This is a genomic window from Agarivorans sp. QJM3NY_29 (assembly GCF_050870835.2).
GTDB lineage: Bacteria > Pseudomonadota > Gammaproteobacteria > Enterobacterales > Celerinatantimonadaceae > Agarivorans.
Genome location: NZ_CP194036.2, coordinates 1 through 16,528, shown reverse-complemented (window position 1 = coordinate 16,528; position 16,528 = coordinate 1). Strand labels below are relative to the sequence as shown.

At 42.6% G+C, this 16,528-nt stretch carries 12 protein-coding genes; 7 read left to right on the top strand and 5 right to left on the bottom strand.

What is annotated here, in order from left to right:
- The first annotated feature begins 43 nt into the window (after positions 1-43).
- The 7 genes from ACRRS0_RS00060 to ACRRS0_RS00030 all read left to right on the top strand — a co-directional run bounded on the left by ACRRS0_RS00060 (position 44) and on the right by ACRRS0_RS00030 (position 9,771).
- Positions 44-1,294, top strand: coding sequence for an ABC transporter substrate-binding protein (locus tag ACRRS0_RS00060; protein WP_432455240.1), 1,251 nt, complete (start codon positions 44-46; stop codon positions 1,292-1,294).
- 978 nt (positions 1,295-2,272) lie between these two features.
- Positions 2,273-2,524, top strand: coding sequence for a sulfurtransferase TusA (gene tusA, locus ACRRS0_RS00055; protein WP_432455241.1), 252 nt, complete (start codon positions 2,273-2,275; stop codon positions 2,522-2,524).
- Positions 2,525-2,651: 127 nt separating this feature from the next.
- Positions 2,652-3,557 carry a glycine--tRNA ligase subunit alpha gene (gene glyQ / locus ACRRS0_RS00050; RefSeq protein WP_432455242.1) on the top strand — a complete coding sequence of 302 codons (906 nt, stop codon included), beginning with the start codon at positions 2,652-2,654 and terminating at the stop codon, positions 3,555-3,557.
- A gap of 10 nt (positions 3,558-3,567) precedes the next feature.
- Positions 3,568-5,646, top strand: coding sequence for a glycine--tRNA ligase subunit beta (gene glyS, locus ACRRS0_RS00045; RefSeq protein WP_432455243.1), 2,079 nt, complete (start codon positions 3,568-3,570; stop codon positions 5,644-5,646).
- A 242-nt stretch (positions 5,647-5,888) separates the two neighbouring features.
- On the top strand, positions 5,889-6,341 hold the full coding sequence (locus ACRRS0_RS00040) for a hypothetical protein (RefSeq protein WP_432455244.1): 453 nt from the start codon (positions 5,889-5,891) through the stop codon (positions 6,339-6,341).
- A 75-nt stretch (positions 6,342-6,416) separates the two neighbouring features.
- The gene (locus ACRRS0_RS00035; RefSeq protein ID WP_432455245.1) at positions 6,417-8,246 is read left to right on the top strand and encodes an alpha-amylase; all 1,830 of its coding nucleotides are present in this window, start codon (positions 6,417-6,419) and stop codon (positions 8,244-8,246) included.
- Positions 8,247-8,523: 277 nt separating this feature from the next.
- Positions 8,524-9,771 carry a valine--pyruvate transaminase gene (locus ACRRS0_RS00030; RefSeq protein WP_432455246.1) on the top strand — a complete coding sequence of 416 codons (1,248 nt, stop codon included), beginning with the start codon at positions 8,524-8,526 and terminating at the stop codon, positions 9,769-9,771.
- 59 nt (positions 9,772-9,830) lie between these two features.
- Here ACRRS0_RS00030 and ACRRS0_RS00025 read toward each other — a convergent pair whose 3' ends face one another.
- From ACRRS0_RS00025 to dnaA, 5 genes are all read right to left on the bottom strand, one after another.
- Positions 9,831-10,301: an Hsp20 family protein gene (locus tag ACRRS0_RS00025; RefSeq protein WP_432455247.1), complete on the bottom strand. Its 471-nt coding sequence runs from the start codon at positions 10,299-10,301 to the stop codon at positions 9,831-9,833.
- A gap of 188 nt (positions 10,302-10,489) precedes the next feature.
- Positions 10,490-12,907, bottom strand: coding sequence for a DNA topoisomerase (ATP-hydrolyzing) subunit B (gyrB, locus tag ACRRS0_RS00020; protein ID WP_432455248.1), 2,418 nt, complete (start codon positions 12,905-12,907; stop codon positions 10,490-10,492).
- The gene (gene recF / locus ACRRS0_RS00015; protein WP_432455249.1) at positions 12,900-13,964 is read right to left on the bottom strand and encodes a DNA replication/repair protein RecF; all 1,065 of its coding nucleotides are present in this window, start codon (positions 13,962-13,964) and stop codon (positions 12,900-12,902) included. Before recF ends, gyrB begins: the two co-directional genes overlap by 8 nt.
- Before the next feature lie 36 nt (positions 13,965-14,000).
- Entirely contained in the window at positions 14,001-15,104 is a 1,104-nt protein-coding gene (gene dnaN, locus ACRRS0_RS00010) for a DNA polymerase III subunit beta (protein WP_432455250.1), read from the bottom strand.
- 20 nt (positions 15,105-15,124) lie between these two features.
- Positions 15,125-16,528, bottom strand: a complete 1,404-nt coding sequence (dnaA, locus tag ACRRS0_RS00005; protein WP_432455251.1) for a chromosomal replication initiator protein DnaA — start codon at positions 16,526-16,528, stop codon at positions 15,125-15,127.

Sequence of the window (16,528 nt, the reverse complement as noted above, 5' to 3'; positions counted from 1 at the left end):
AACATAAGTGATAGAGCTTAAATAAAAATAATAAGGTCTAACTATGCGCAAATTAACGACTTTCTTCTCCACTCTTATATTCTGCTATTCGCTTAATTCCGCCTACGCGGGAGAAGTTGAGGTTTTACATTGGTGGACCTCCGGCGGTGAAGCCAAATCGGTGAATGTTTTAAAGAAAATGCTTGAAGCCCAAGGGCATAGTTGGAAAGACTTTGCGGTTGCTGGAGGAGGTGGAGAAAGCGCGATGACGGTGTTAAAAACCCGCGCAATTTCAGGTAATCCACCAGCCGCTGCACAACTAAAAGGCCCCGATATTCAAGAATGGGCAGAACTAGGGTTCTTAAGTAACCTTAACGACGTCGCAGCAGAAGAACATTGGGACGATGTGATCCCCAAAGTCGTGACAGATATTATGAAGTATCAGGGCAACTACGTTGCCGTCCCGCTAAATGTGCATCGAGTAAACTGGTTATGGGCAAACCCAGCTGTATTTGCAAAAGCAGACGCAAAAATCCCAACCACCTTGGCTGAATTTTTCACCGCTGCAGACAAACTACAAGCCGCCGGGTTTATTCCCCTCGCCCACGGTGGGCAGAATTGGCAGAATGCGACTTTATTTGAGACGCTAGCCTTAGATATTTTAGGTGCGAAAGACTACCTGAAAGCTTTCGTAAAACTAGATGATAAGACTTTAGGCGGAGACAAAATGGTCGAAGTCTTTCGCGTATTAAAAAAAATAAGCCACTATATCGATAGTGACTCCCCCGGACGAGACTGGAATATGGCAACCAGTATGGTAATTAATGGTACAGCCGGCATGCAAATTATGGGGGACTGGGCCAAGGGTGAGTTTATTGCCGCAGGTAAACAACCAGGTAAAGACTTTGTTTGCGTCCCCGCTCCCGGCACACAACAGCAATTTATCTTTAATATCGACAGTTTTGCAATGTTTGAACTAAATAAACCTGAAGATATTAAGGCTCAAAAAAGCCTCGCAAAAACCATTCTCACCCCCGAGTTTCAAACCATATTTAACCTCAACAAAGGCTCTATTCCAGTTCGGATCGATATGGATATGAAGCAATTTGATAGCTGCGCTTTAGACTCGATGGCCGCATTTAAAGCCAGTAACAAATCGGGTGATTTGGTACCGAGTATGGCCCACGGCTTAGCGGTAAGCGAAAAAGTGCAAGGTGCCATCTTTGATGTGATCAGCAATTTCTTAAACGATCCAAAAGCCGAGCCCCAATATGCAGCTATCAAACTAGCGCGGGTTGTCAAAGCAGCCAAGTAGCTAAAGCTAAAAGAAACACACTATTGGTGAATTACATTCTTATAGCGTTCGAAATTCGATATTTGAATCGCCACTGACTTCATCGATGCCCTAAAACAAAGATTTGAAGAGTAAAAATAATAGATCCGTCATCAAAAAACCAGCGATCGCTTCAATCAAGAGGGTTTGTGAATTCGTTTCTACAATCACTTGCGAATGATGAATAGCTTGGCCACATAACGATTGCCAATACTGAGGTAAGGTTTGTTTTTATACATCACCAATAGCTCATCAGAAATGTACTCCCTGCTTCAACCTGCCCATGAGTATTTAGATACTCCTGACGAGCAAAAAAACCAATGTGGTGGTTTTTCTATTATCCATGGGGCGTTCACGACGCATAGCAATATCGATATCATCTTGACAAAAGTTAGCCAACTTTATATCCGCAGCAACTACAAAACTGATTTTCGGGGCAATCTTTTTAATTTGCTTTAGCGTATCAACAACAAAGTATTGGCTTAACTGAATATCTCGTTCTAAACCAGTTATATACGGCACCAACACAGAAAGTACGTTACAGCGACCTTACTGAGCGGGTCGGTTTAAATCCGCCAGGCCTAGCTTATAAACGCTATAGAGAACCCCTATATGTTAAGGCTTCAAAAACTATATTAGTCACCGTAGCAACAAGAAGAATTGGGGAAGCCTCTTCTGAGGAAGGTGCCAATCTTGTCGTCACTGATATCAATCATAAATCGGGTATGGAATTAGCGAACCACTCTATGATCGACACCTTGATGTGAGAAAAAGGGAAGATTGGATTGCAGCGAGCAAGTTTGTAAAAAACAAAAAGTACCGTCTGCTGAAATAGCCTTAGTGGAGTAGTAAATGCCAAAACTATCGAAAACATGCCAAGCTGTTGGTCAAAGTTGACAGCTGCAAATCTAACCGTAGCTGTTATACAATGTAAAAGTCATTCATTAAGGGGATAAATCAATGAGTAGTTTGATAGATTTTAACCAAGCCGATCACCAATTAGACGCACTCGGTCTACGCTGCCCTGAACCAGTAATGATGGTAAGAAAAGCAATTCGTAACATTGCTCTAGGGGAGACCTTATTAATTCAGGCTGACGATCCCTCTACCACCCGAGATATGGTTAGTTTTTGTGAATTTATGGATCACACACTAATCGCTAAGAAAGTAGACCAAATGCCCTTTCAATACTTGATCAAGAAAGGAAGTTGAGCGATTTTTAAAAAAAAGTCTCGGTTATCAGTGATTCCTGAGGTAACAGCACTAGGGTCTATCTGCTTGCTAGGGTATACTCCGTCAGTTATAAAACCGATTACTTTTCATACGCGCGACACAAATCATGCATAAATACGATATAAAAACCTTTCAAGGCCTAATATTGGCTTTACAGGACTACTGGGCCCGTCAAGGCTGCGTCATTGTTCAACCTTTAGATATGGAAGTAGGTGCTGGCACCTTTCATCCGCAAACCTTTTTGCGCTCTATCGGTCCAGAACCGATGTATAGTGCTTATGTACAACCCTGTCGTCGCCCTACCGATGGACGCTACGGTGAAAACCCAAACCGTTTACAACACTACTACCAATTTCAAGTCGTGTTGAAACCGTCGCCAGACAATATCCAAGAACTCTACCTCGGTTCACTAGTTGAACTTGGTATTAATCCCGAGATCCATGATATTCGCTTCGTAGAAGACAACTGGGAATCACCAACACTTGGTGCTTGGGGTCTCGGTTGGGAAATTTGGTTAAATGGGATGGAAATCACTCAATTTACCTACTTCCAACAAGTTGGTGGTTTAGAATGCTCCCCGGTAACCGGTGAGATCACCTATGGCTTAGAACGCTTAGCCATGTATATCCAAGGTGTTGATAGCATTTACGATTTAATCTGGACCGATGGTCCGATGGGGAAAGTGACCTACGGGGATATTTTCCATCAAAATGAAGTTGAGCAGTCTACTTTCAACTTTGAACACGCTGACACAGGCGCGCTATTCACTCAGTTTGATCAATGTGAAAAAGACAGCCAAAAATTAATTGAAGCAGGTCTTCCCTTACCTGCTTACGAACAAGTAATGAAAGCTTCTCATGCCTTTAACTTACTCGATGCTCGTCATGCAATTTCGGTGACCGAACGCCAACGCTACATTCTGAGGGTAAGAGCCTTATCCAAAGCCGTAGCAGAAGCGTATTACCATGCTCGTGAAGAGCTTGGTTTCCCTTTATGCAAAGATAAGAAGTAACGGAGGCAGCATGAGTAACGAAAACCTATTAGTAGAAATCGGCACCGAAGAATTGCCACCCAAAGCTCTGCGCGGCTTGGCAGAGTCTTTCAAAAGCAATGTCCAACAAAGCTTAGAAAAAGCCGGTTTTGAGTTTGAAAATATCGAATGGTTTGCGGCACCTCGTCGTTTAGCACTTTCTATTCAAGCATTAACCGAAAAAACACCAGATAAAGTGGTCGAAAAACGCGGCCCTGCGGTAAGTAGTGCCTTTGATGCAGATGGTAAACCAACCAAAGCGGCTGAGGGTTGGGCTCGTTCCAATGGCATTAGCGTTGAACAAGCAGAGCGTCTCAGCACCGACAAAGGTGAATGGCTACTGCATAAAGCTGAAATCAGCGGTCAAACCATTTACCAGCTATTCCCAGAAATTGTCGCTGAGGGTTTAGCTAAACTGCCGATCCCTAAGCCTATGCGTTGGGGAGCAAAAGCAACTCAGTTTATCCGTCCAGTGCATACCATCACGATGCTCTATGGTGAGAAATTGGTTCAAGGGAATATTCTCGGCATTGAATCTGCGCGTACTATTCGTGGCCACCGTTTTATGGGCGAAGCTGAATTTGAGCTTAACCACGCCAACAACTACGTTCAACAATTAGATCGCCGCGGTAAAGTGATTGTTAATTATGAACAGCGTAAAGCGATTATCCGCGAACAAATTGAAGCGGAAGCGGCTCGCGAAGGTGGCATTGTTGAGATTGATGAAGCGCTGCTTGAAGAAGTCTGTTCATTGGTGGAATGGCCGGTTGCGATGGTTGGCAGCTTCGAAGACAAGTTCTTGGACGTCCCAGCTGAAGCTCTCATTTACACGATGAAAGACAATCAAAAGTACTTTCCAATCTTAGATACCAAAGGTAACTTATTACCTCGTTTTATCTTTGTTTCGAACATTGTCAGTAAAGATCCTCAACAGGTGATTGCGGGTAACGAAAAAGTAGTTCGTCCTCGCCTTGCCGATGCAGAATTCTTTTTTAACACCGATAAAAAATCACGGTTAGATAGTCGTTTAGACCAACTGGCCAACGTAGTATTTCAGCAGCAGCTTGGCAGCTTATTAGATAAGTCAAACAGAGTCTCTGAATTAGCAGCACAAATTGCTGGAGAGATCGGAGCCAATAGCCAGCATGCACAGCGTGCAGGCCTTCTATCTAAAGCCGATCTCAACAGTGAAATGGTCTTGGAATTTGCTGATGTTCAGGGTGTTATGGGCATGTATTATGCAAAATTTGACGGCGAACATGATGATGTCGCCAATGCCTTACAGCAGCAATACTGGCCTCGCTTTTCTGGCGACAAATTACCCGAATCAAAAGTCGCCGCAGCGGTCGCTATCGCCGACAAACTTGATACCTTAGTGGGCATTTTTGCCATTGGCCAGCTACCAAAGGGAGACAAAGACCCCTTTGCACTGCGTAGAGCCTGCTTAGGTATTATTCGAATTATCCAAGATAAGGGCTTTGACCTGGACTTGGATACCTTGATTAATAGTGCTTTGTTACTGCTACCTTTAGAACTTGAGCAAGCGACTCAAACAAAGGTTCACACTCAGCTTATCGAGTTTATTTACGCCCGTTTAAGAGCGATGTACCTAGAACAAGCTATTGATCCGAGCGTGATAACCGCAGTACTTGAGCGGAAGCCGACTAAACTGGCAGATATTGAACAGCGGATTAAAGCGGTGAGTCACTTCCGCACTTTGGAGCAAGCCCAAGCTTTGGCTGCTGCAAACAAGCGGGTTTCCAATATTTTGGCGAAAAACCCAGATTTCGTGAAACCACAAATCGACGCTTCGTTATTAAAAGAAAGCCAAGAGCAAGCTCTCGCTGAGGCTGTCGCTAGTATGCAAATCAGCTTAGCGCCCTTGCTTGAGAAAGGTGATTATCAACAAGCGTTAATTGAGCTGGCAAGCCTCCGCGAGGTGGTTGATGCTTTCTTTGATAATGTGATGGTGATGAGTGAAGATGATGCTTTAAAAATAAATCGTTTAAGTCTGCTCAGCTCACTTCGTCAATTGTTTTTAGAAATCGCGGACATTTCTGTGATTCAATAAATCACGAGAACAGCAAAACCGAAACAAGCCGTATTCTTTACAGAATACGGCTTTTTTGATCCACTTAACTGTTTTAATAAAATAGTTCATTTCATGAAATGCTTTTCAGAATAGGACTGTGAGCTTGGCACGTTTTTTCATGAGAAGCTCCGTTATAACTGACAACGAGTTCAGTTCAGCTCGTTAGGTAATGTTTGTCTGTAGAGACAAAGGAAAGTTATAAAATAAGAAAGGAATTGAAAATGCTTAAAAATATCTTGAAAGCGGGTGTTCTTGCACTGATTACGGTGGTGGCCGTGGGCTGTGCTTCTGGTAGTGGCGGCGATAGCAAATTAACCCGCGACGTGCATTTACGCGGTGTATTTAGTTGGTGGGATGCAACCCCAGAAAATAAGTTAATGCCAGTTGAAGGCAAAACTAATGTATGGAGCGCCACCTCTCCTGTAGACGAGCCACTGATTGCCGATGGTCAACCATACGAATGGAAGTTTGGTGATGCTGCATGGCAATGTGGTACTAACTTCGGTTTCTTATCCGGTGAAGCGCCAATCAAAGTTGGAGAGCGTCGCGAGTTAAACAAATGCGCCGCCTTCGATAACTTTAAATTTACTCCAGAAGAAGATGGTGTTTACCGCTTCTACCTAGATTGGTCAGGCGAAATCCCTGTGGCTTATATCGAAAAAGTAGAAATGTAAATTTTCATGGTAGTTCGAGCCCCTGAAAAGGGGCTTTTTTATTTGTAAAGGTCAGCAATTAAACGGATGTAAAACATGAAAAATTCACTTAAACCTACGCTATTAGCATGTTTTGTTAGTGTAATCATTGCAGGCTGTGCTTCCACAGAGCAAACCACTAACCAAACTCAAACATTCTCCTCACCTCATAAACAAACAGCACAATGTCTGCAATGGGACGGTCAGCCGATTACCGTCGATGTAAGCGCCAGCTTTAAAGAAGGTTCTACGGTTAAAGATTTTTACAGCGGTCAAATTAGTACCGTTCAACAGGGTAACGTAACATTCACCCCTGCCGCTGATAGTGGTGGTTTGTTACTCCTAGAATCGACCCATAAAAAAGCTGATACCTTTAGTTGGGACAGTGCCTCGATCTATTTTGTCATCACCGATCGCTTTTATAACGGTAACCCGACGAATGATCATAGTTATGGGCGAAGCAAAGACGGTCAAAAAGAAATTGGTACCTTCCACGGTGGAGATATAGCCGGTCTCACCAAAAAGCTCGACTATATCGAAGATCTAGGGATCAACGCGATTTGGATCACTGCGCCCTACGAACAAATTCGAGGTTGGGTTGGAGGAGGCATGAGTGGTGATTTTAAACACTACGCTTATCACGGTTACTATGCTCAAGATTATACGCTCATGGATCAAAACATGGGTACAGCCAAAGAATTTAAACAATTTGTGGATCAGGCTCATCAACGCGGTATTCGAGTCGTGATGGACATAGTGATGAATCATGCAGGCTACGCTACTCTTGCCGATATGCAGGCCTTTAAGTTTGGGGAAACTCAAAATTTTGACCAGCCTATCGAGACTTACCTCACCGAAAAGTGGACCAATTGGACCCCTGCGAAAGGGGAAACTTGGCATAGTTTTAACGACTTTGTTGACTATGGTAAACGAAAATCTTGGCAACAATGGTGGGGGCCGGATTGGGTTCGTACTGATATCTCAGGCTACCCTAGCCCAGGGGCTAATGACTTAACCATGTCTTTAGCTTATTTACCTGATTTTAAAACCGAATCCAAAAAGGTTGTGGGCCTTCCCACCTTCTATAAAAATAAACCAGATACAAAAGCGGTTGAAATACCCGGTGCAAGCGTACGCGATTACTTAGTCACTTGGCTATCCGATTGGGTTCGCGAATACGGTATTGATGGCTTTAGAGCAGATACCGTTAAACACGTCGAGCCAGAAGCTTGGCAAGCCTTAAAAATGGCCTCGAGCCAGGCATTTCAAGAATGGAAATTAGAGCATCCTGATAAAGTTCTCGACAACAATGAGTTTTGGATGACAGGGGAATATTGGGGACAAGGTTTAAGTGATTCAAAATTATTTGAGTACGGCTTCGACTCCCTAATAGATTTTAGTTATCAAACAGACCTTGCTAAAAAGGGCATGAACTGTTTTAGCGCAATGCAAGATGGCTATCAACAATACGCTGATATACTCAATAAGCGAGACGGCAAGCTACTCAGTTATGTATCATCGCATGATACGAAGCTAGCCTACGGCAGCATTGCCAAAACACTGGATAAGCAAAAACAACTCGGTTCTGCTTTCTTACTAATGCCAACCGCGGTACAAGTCTTTTATGGCGATGAGACAGCACGCGAAAAAGGTTCAAGAAGCTCCGACAAAAAACAAGCCACTCGCTCAGATATGAATTGGCAACAGTTCGATGCCGAACACCTCGCGGTAAAAAAACATTGGCAAAAGTTGTTACAGTTCCGTAAGCGCCATCAAGCGGTCGGGGCAGGACAACACATCTTGTTAAGTAACACGCCTTACGCTTTTGAACGCCGTAAAAACGACGATGTAGTAGTCATCGTTTATGCTGGTCAAATGACTAAGTAGATAACGACAAGGCCAAGCAAAGCGGCTTTAGCCACTTTGCTTGGCCTATATGATGACAAGATCGTAGATTCTCAATTCAATTCTGCCAGCTCGCTGATTGACCATCGATAATTAGATTATTGAGCCTATCAAACTATCTGAGATATTAGGCCCTCCAAAATGTCCTTACAGCGAGCCTTGCATTCACTTCAACCCTATCATTAACCAAATCGGACTAGCGAATACCATTCCTCACATTTGTTTGTTATTGTGACGCCTAGTTCGAAGAAGGTGCTTTATGACGTATTCAGATTTTGGTAATAAGTTCACCCGTCATTCGGGGATCACGCAACTGATGGATGACTTGGATGAAGGGATCCGAGCGGGTGACGAAATGATAATGCTCGGGGGTGGAAATCCAGCACAGATACCACAAATGACCGAGTTATTTCAGCAACACCTCAGCACAGGGCTAAGTAATGGCAGTTTACTCAAAGCCTTATGTAACTATGACTCCCCCCAAGGTAATAAGGAATTTATATCTAACTTATCTTCTTTTTTAAGTAATCAGTTTCATTGGGATATAAAAGAAGAGAACATTGCACTCACTAATGGCAGTCAAAGCGCATTTTTCTTCTTATTTAATCTTTTTGCCGGTAAGGGGCTGCAGCAGGATAAAAGAGTGTTATTTCCACTCGCTCCTGAGTATATAGGATATGAGGATAGTGGTTTAAGCGAACAAATATTTGTCGGTAACAAGCCTTCTATTGAGTATTTAGCCAACCGCCAATTTAAGTATCATGTCGACTTTGAACGGCTGGTCGTTGATGAGTCGATTGGATTAATTTGCGTCTCTCGACCCACCAATCCTACAGGTAATGTGGTTACCGACGAAGAACTCACCAAACTATCACAACTTGCCGAACAACATCAGGTGCCATTATTAATCGATAATGCTTATGGCCTTCCTTTTCCAAACTTGGTCTTTACCGAAGACGCAAAACCATTTTGGAATAACAACACCATACTTTGCTTAAGCTTATCAAAATTGGGCTTACCCGGAACACGCTGTGGAATTGTAATTGCTAAGCCTTCAACGATTCAGGCAATCAGCAATTTGTCAGGCATTATTAATTTATCCCCTGGCGGAATTGGTCCTGCTTTAGCCAATGAGATGTTAAAGGATAAGAGCCTACTCGACGCCAGCAACCATATCATTCGACCTTTCTATAAACATAAATCTGAGCAGGCTATCACTTGGTTACAACAAGCTATCCCCTCTGCAAAATTTAGAATTCACAAATCTGAAGGGGCGATGTTTCTTTGGTTGTGGTTTGAAGACTTACCGATTAGCGATAAACAGCTTTACCAACAATTAAAAAATAAGGGTTTACTAATCGTACCAGGAAGCTACTTTTTCCCCGGAATAGACAAGGATTGGCGACATACCCAAGAGTGCATTCGTCTCAACTTCGCTCAGAGTGAAGCCAATGTAAGACAAGGTATCGATATTTTGGCCTCTGTGGTTAATCCGCTGCTCGCTTAAAACAATACTAAAAAGGGCCACTGTTGGCCCTTTTTTCACTCTTCATCATCCCTTGGCAATCAAGCCGATTTAGTCTCCAATACTTCAACCGAAGCCAACTTTCCATTAATAGGAATTTGTTTTGGCTTTAGAGCTTCAGGAATTTCTCGTTCTAACTCTATAACCAATAAGCCATGTTCTAAGTTAGCCGCGCTCACCTTTACGTGATCAGCAATTTGATAACGTCGTTCGAAGCCTCGTTCTGCGATCCCTTGATGCAGATATTTAATCTCATCTGATTTTTTCTGTTTAGTACCGGTAACAATTAAAGCATTTTGCTGAGCAACAATAGATAACTCATCTTCAGCAAACCCAGCCACGGCGAGAGTGATTCGATAATGATTATCATCGACTGCTTCAATATTATAAGGCGGGTAGCCTGTATTTTGAGATTGGGCACTTTGGTTTGATGCCGCTTCAATGAAATTAGCTAAACGATCAAAGCCGATGGCCGTACGATAAAGTGGTGAAAAGTCATATTGATTACGCATGTTTGTTATCCTCATAGAGCAATAATTTAAATTGACCAGCACAAAGGCTGCATCTCTGTCTTAACAAAACCCATGATCATGGCATCTTGTTATGAATAGATATGGGGATAGACTCTAGGCTTTCAAGCACAAAAAAGGCAATATTTTCATATTGCCTTTTTTAAGCTTAATACGGTAGATACTAAATGTTAGACATCTAGGTTTTCTACATTAAGTGCATTCTCTTCAATGAAATTACGACGAGGTTCAACTTGATCACCCATTAAGGTGGTGAAGAGCTGATCACAAGCAATTGCATCCTCAACCGTCACTTGCAACATCCGTCGAGTCTCTGGGTCCATTGTCGTTTCCCATAACTGATCCGGATTCATCTCACCGAGTCCTTTATAACGTTGGATATATAAGCCACGACGCGATTCAGACATTAACCAATTGAGCGCTTCTTCAAAACTCTTCACTGGTTTGGTTTTTTCGCCACGCTTAATATAAGCACCCTCTTCCACCAAATTATCTAAATTCCTATACAGGCTGCAAATATCTCGATAATCATTCGAAGCAAAAAACTCGGGTTCAAAGTTAAAAGATACATCTACCCCATGTTGACGGAGTGTTGCTACAGGGAAGTAGATGTCACGCTCAGGATGTTTTTCAACCGCTACCGAATAGTAGTTACCACTAGGTAATTCCGCATTAACCGGTGCGATCAGTTGTTCAGCCCATTCTTTGAGTACGCTGGCATCTTGTAGCTCTTCTGTTTTTAGCGGTGGTTGATAAATCATTTGGCTAAGCAAAGAGATAGGATAACGACGAGATAAACGTTCGTTATTCTTCCATACCCGACGGTATTGAGTAACCAAACTTTCCAGAGGCTCACCACTAATACTTGGTGCTTCCGCATTCACATATAGCCCAGCGTTATCTAAAGCTAAAGTTGTGAGATATTCGGTCAGAGATTCTTCATCTTTCACATAACGTTCTTGCTTGCCTTTCTTCACCTTATATAAAGGTGGTTGGGCAATATAGATATAACCACGTTCGATAATTTCCGGCATTTGACGGTAGAAGAAAGTCAGGAGTAAGGTTCGGATATGTGAACCATCCACATCAGCATCGGTCATGATGATGATGTTGTGATAACGAGTCTTATCAGGATTATACTCATCACGACCAATACCACAGCCCATCGCGGTAATCAGTGTTGCAACTTCTTGTGATGACAACATCTTATCGAAACGCGCTTTTTCTACATTAAGAATTTTACCTTTCAGCGGCAAAATAGCCTGATTCTTGCGGTTACGTGCTTGTTTAGCACTGCCCCCCGCAGAGTCCCCTTCCACAATATATAGTTCAGAAAGCGCAGGATCTTTTTCTTGGCAGTCGGCGAGTTTACCCGGTAGTCCAGCTAAGTCTAAGGCACCTTTACGACGCGTCATATCGCGAGCTTTACGAGCGGCTTCACGAGCACGAGCTGCATCCAATATTTTCTGGGTAATGATTTTTGCTTCAGTCGGATTCTCTAGTAGATACTCGCTCAGTTTCTCTCCCATCGTCTGCTCAACCGCAGACTTCACTTCAGAGGAAACTAGCTTATCTTTGGTTTGGCTAGAAAACTTAGGATCAGGTACTTTCACCGAAATAACGGCCGTTAAACCTTCTCGCGCATCATCACCTGTTGCGTTATTTTTGTCTTTTTTGTTGATGCCTTCTTTTTCCATATAACTATTGAGCGTACGCGTTAATGCCGCCCTAAACCCAGCCAAGTGGGTTCCACCATCTTTCTGTGGAATATTATTGGTAAAACAGTAAACATTTTCTTGAAAACCTTCGTTCCACTGCATCGCTAGTTCTACCGCGATACCATCATCTCGTTGGAAGTTGAAACTAAACGCTCTAGGGTGAATCGGTGTTTTATTAGTATTGAGGTAAGAAACAAACGCTTCTATCCCCCCTTCATACATAAAGTGGTCTTTGCGACCATCGCGCTCATCTTTTAAAATGATCGAAACACCAGAATTAAGAAACGACAGTTCGCGTAATCGTTTTGCCAAAATTTCATAATGAAATGTTGTATCAGAGAAAATTTCTTCACTAGGCCAAAAGCGTAATTCGGTTCCTGTTTTATCAGTATCCCCCACCGCAGCCAAGGGAGCATCGGGAACACCTAAAGTGTAAAATTGCTCATAGACATGATTTTGTCGTTTTACCGTTAGCTGCAGCTTTATAGATAAGGCATTAACAACCGAAACACCTACACCATGTAATCCACCGGATACTTTATAGGAATTATCATCGAACTTACCACCGGCATGCAGAACAGTCATAATAACTTCTGCTGCAGACACGCCCTCTTCTTCATGCATATCTACAGGAATACCACGGCCATCATCCGACACAGAGACAGAGCCATCATTATGAATGGTAACCACCACATCTTTACAGTGCCCAGCCAACGCTTCATCGATAGAGTTATCGACGACTTCAAATACCATGTGATGTAAACCTGAGCCATCGTCTGTGTCACCAATGTACATCCCAGGACGTTTTCTTACGGCATCAAGACCTTTTAAAACCTTAATACTCGATGAGCCATATTCATTTTCAGCCATGTTTTACTCTCGTTTTATAGTCGCTGATAACACCATGTTCCACGTGAAACACTGTGCATCCTTCTAAATCAAATCCATCCAGCATTTGTTTCTCAATCGCAGAAACAAAGACCTGAGACCCATGTTGTTGCAGCCACTTAGCTAACAACTGGCGTTTAGACTTATCTAATTCTGCCGCAAAATCATCGATCAAATATACCGTCTGATTACCGCTATGCTGCTGTGCATGTTGCCCCTGCGCTAAAATCAACGCACAAACAAAAAGCTTCAACTGACCTCTAGAAATAAGGTCAACAGCATTTACGCCATTAAATTTAAACTTTATATCGGCTTTATGGGGGCCACATTGGGTATAGCCCAAGATACGGTCCCTCTGAAAACCTTGCTGTAGCAATACAGCCAAATCCTTTTTTTCTTCCCAACCTTGATGAAATGCCAATTCAAACCGATACTCAGGCAAAAACTCGGCAACTAAGTCAGTCAAAGTTGTACGAATACTTTCCACATAAGCAGCGCGTAACCGACTAACAATCATGGCAAACTCAACCAGTTGCTTATCCCAATATAATAAGTCTTGATACTGTTTTGTTTGCTTTAATAATGCATTACGTTGCTTCAATGTCTTTTTATAGTTTTGACTAGCCGCGTGAAACTGTTGTTCCACGTGAAACACTCCCCAATCTAAATATGCCCGTCTGTAGCGAGGACTACCATCCACCAAGCCGTAGCCTTCCGGATGTAGGATCTGCAAAGGTAACAACGAAGCCAATACCGACTGACTGCGTACCGTTTCCTTATTAATTCTTAAAACCGTGTCGCCACTCTTAAACTTCTGCAAGCCAATCTTATGCTGCTCCAATTGAGCGAATACAACAAAGCTATCCTTGCTATGACTGACCACTTTACTGGCGAAGTTACTCCGAAAGGAACGCCCAAAACCCAAATAATAAATGGCTTCTAGTACACTCGTTTTACCGCTACCATTCTCACCCAAAATCACATTTAACTTGGGGTTCAAGGTTAAACTAGCTTGCTCAATATTTCTAAAATTTTGCAAACCAAGACTTTGTATATACATTAATTTAATTTGTCACTAGAGTCGCATTGGCATAACAACGTACATCGCTTTGCCACTCTGCTCACTATCTTCAATCAAGGCACTACTATTGCTATTACTCATGTTGATGCGGATCTGATCGCACTTTAGCGCATTCAATACATCTAAAACATAAACAACGTTAAAACCAATTTCCAAAGCTTCTGCATTATAATCAACATCTAGGATCTCTTCCGCCTCTTCCTGCTCAGGATTATTCGCAGTAATTTTCAAAATGCCCGCCTCTAACTGCAGACGAACCCCGCGAAACTTCTCGTTGGAAAGAATAGCAGCTCGAGAAAATGCCTGTTTCAATTCATCCCTTCCAGAAATAAGAGCCTTATCACTATTAGAAGGCAATACCCGTCGATAATCAGGAAAACGTCCATCAACCAATTTACTGGTAAAGGTAAAACCTTGCACACTAGCTCGGATATTATTGCTGCCAATTTGCAGCTCAACCAGTTGGTCCTCGTGTTCCAACAGACGAGATAACTCAATCACCCCTTTACGTGGAACAATCACCTGTTGAGGCTGTAATGGTGTCTCAAAAGTTTGTTCGGCTAATGCCAAGCGGTGGCCATCAGTGGCAATGGTTTTAAGTCCTTTCTCATCCGTCTCAAACAACATTCCATTTAAATAATAACGAACGTCTTGGCTCGCCATTGAGAACTGAGTGCTATCGATCAGATTCTTTAATTGCCCCTGAGTCAACTGAATCACCTGCTGACTCTGCCAATCTTCTACATTAGGAAAGTCATTAGCCGGAAGTGTCGCTAAAGAAAAACGACTACGTCCAGAACGCAATACCAAGCGATTATCATCCGCTTTACAACTAATTTCACAGCCATCAGGTAAACCACGACAAATATCAACAAACTTCTTCGCTGGTACTGTCACGCGCCCTTCATTTACAGTACTTTGCAAAGGCAAGGTCGCGACTAGTTCTACTTCCATATCGGTACCAGTAATAGACAACTGGTTATTACTAATATCCAACAATACATTACCCAAAATAGGAATGGTTGGTCGACCACCTAAAGCAGCACTAACCTGCTGCAGGGGTTTAAGTAGTTGTTCCCGATTGATACTAAATTGCATACCTACCAACGCCTCTCCGATTATGACGATAATGTACGAATTAAATTCTGATAGTCTTCTTTAATGTCGTGACTTTCTTCTTTAAGCTGACTTATTTTACGACAAGCATGCAACACCGTTGTATGGTCGCGACCGCCAAAAGCATCACCAATTTCAGGCAAGCTATGGTTGGTTAATTCCTTTGCCAGCGCCATCGCTAGTTGCCGAGGTCGCGCCACGGATCGAGAACGACGCTTAGACAATAAATCAGCTATTTTAATTTTGTAATATTCAGCAACTGTTTTTTGAATATTATCGATAGTGACTAGCTTCTCTTGCAATGCCAATAAATCACGTAAGGCTTCGCGTACAAAATCGATGGTAATCGCGCGACCGGTAAAATTAGCGTTTGCGATCACCCGGTTTAAAGCCCCTTCCAACTCTCGAACATTGGAACGTAAGCGTTTTGCGATAAAGAAAGCGACTTCATCAGGCAAGCGAATATTATTTTCATTCGCCTTGGTCATTAATATGGCAACCCGAGTTTCTAACTCCGGAGGTTCGATAGCAACCGTCAAGCCCCAACCAAAACGACTTTTTAAACGATCTTCTACGCCATCAATTTCTTTAGGATAACGGTCACTGGTTAAGATAATTTGCTGATTACCTTCAAGTAAGGCATTAAAAGTATGGAAAAATTCTTCCTGAGAACGTTCCTTATTGGCAAAGAATTGAATATCATCAATAAGCAATGCATCAACACTACGATAATAACGCTTAAAATCCTCTATCGCATTGTTTTGTAAGGCCTTTACCATATCTTGAACAAATCGTTCAGAATGCATATACACGACTTTGGCATTCTTTTTATTGGCAATAATACCGTTACCCACCGCATGCAGCAGGTGCGTTTTACCAAGACCAGTTCCCCCATATAAAAATAAGGGGTTATAAGCGCCACCAGGATTATTCGCAACCTGAGTCGCAGCAGCACGAGCCAACTGGTTAGACTTACCTTCAACAAAATTATCAAACTGATAGGTAGCGTTTATATTGTTACGATGATTCGCCTCTAAAGCAGATTTAACCGCGGGCTCTTTATCCCAACTCTTACCATTATCATACTGATTATTTTGCTGGTTAGCGGTGCCGGCTTGAATCACGTTAGTTCTAGTTTTTGTTGCTAGCGGTTTAGTTGCAGGTCGACTGCCAACCTCAAAGCGCAAACTAGGTTTATCGTTCCCACAAAACTCTTCCAGTAAAGCATTCACTCGAATCAGATATTTATCTTTTACCCAATCAAGTACAAAACGATTGGGTGCATATAACACCAATAGTCCTGCATCTTGCTCAACTTGAAGTGGTCGGATCCACATACTAAATTCTGTTGCCGGCAATTCATCTTGTAAACGAACTAAGATTTGTTGCCAAAGAGACCCACTCAC

Coding starts and splice junctions, on each gene's coding strand:
- ACRRS0_RS00040 (WP_432455244.1), top strand. CDS start 5,889: ATGCTTAAAAATATCTTGAAAGCGGGTGTTCTTGCACTGATTACGGTG.
- dnaN (WP_432455250.1), bottom strand. CDS start 15,104: ATGCAATTTAGTATCAATCGGGAACAACTACTTAAACCCCTGCAGCAG.
- ACRRS0_RS00060 (WP_432455240.1), top strand. CDS start 44: ATGCGCAAATTAACGACTTTCTTCTCCACTCTTATATTCTGCTATTCG.
- ACRRS0_RS00025 (WP_432455247.1), bottom strand. CDS start 10,301: ATGCGTAATCAATATGACTTTTCACCACTTTATCGTACGGCCATCGGC.
- ACRRS0_RS00030 (WP_432455246.1), top strand. CDS start 8,524: ATGACGTATTCAGATTTTGGTAATAAGTTCACCCGTCATTCGGGGATC.
- gyrB (WP_432455248.1), bottom strand. CDS start 12,907: ATGGCTGAAAATGAATATGGCTCATCGAGTATTAAGGTTTTAAAAGGT.
- ACRRS0_RS00035 (WP_432455245.1), top strand. CDS start 6,417: ATGAAAAATTCACTTAAACCTACGCTATTAGCATGTTTTGTTAGTGTA.
- glyQ (WP_432455242.1), top strand. CDS start 2,652: ATGCATAAATACGATATAAAAACCTTTCAAGGCCTAATATTGGCTTTA.
- glyS (WP_432455243.1), top strand. CDS start 3,568: ATGAGTAACGAAAACCTATTAGTAGAAATCGGCACCGAAGAATTGCCA.
- tusA (WP_432455241.1), top strand. CDS start 2,273: ATGAGTAGTTTGATAGATTTTAACCAAGCCGATCACCAATTAGACGCA.